Here is a 706-nt window from a genome sequence, read left to right on the forward strand (position 1 = left end):
ATGCGTTCAACAAGGGTTGATTTGTTTTCTATCGGATCACCGACGCGCAACAGACCTTTTTGCTCATAGAAAGGATATTGATATTGCGAGAATTCAGAAAGCGAAGCAAATACCGTATTAAATGAGGCATCCATCTGCAAAGGCGAGCGCAAGCTGGCTAAAAACTGATCCAACTTCCCTACCGTGATCTCATTGCTCAGTACCGATAGCGTATCCACACTAGGCGCAGGAAAGCTCACATGGGCTTTATTTGCAAACAACCAGTTAACGCCTTCTTGAGGAACCTGCTCAAGATAGCTGAGGTACATAAGGAGGGAATCGGTCATCACCAAATCGAAGTCAAGGTTGTCTCCTTTCCATCTTACTTGGTTAATACGATGCAGTTGGTTGTCAAACTCTTTGGAAACGTCAGCAAGCGCGACCAGCTTCATCTGAAAAATGAACTGTTCAACATCGCTCTCATTTTCCCAATTCAAACGGTAATTCGTACTTTGGTAAAGTTGATCAATCACCGTTGGATAATGGATCATTTTTTCGACAGACAACTGCTCTACGGCCCCTTCTTGCTCCGTTTGGGCAGAAGCATCGAGAGAAACCACGGTAGAAAAGCTGCAAAACGGCACCAGAAGTGCCGTCATGATTAAAACCCTAGCAAACACTGAAACGATCCTTGCGCTACTTGCCATAAAAAAAGTATGGCAAATAT

General features: G+C 44.2%; 1 pseudogene. It reads right to left on the minus strand.

Annotation, left to right across the window (positions count from 1 at the left end):
* Window positions 1-638 (minus strand): annotated as a pseudogene (locus tag R8O11_RS27720) (murein L,D-transpeptidase); the annotation flags it as partial.
* Between the last annotated feature and the right edge of the window lie 68 nt (window positions 639-706).

It is taken from the genome of Vibrio sp. 1288 (genome assembly GCF_033344475.1).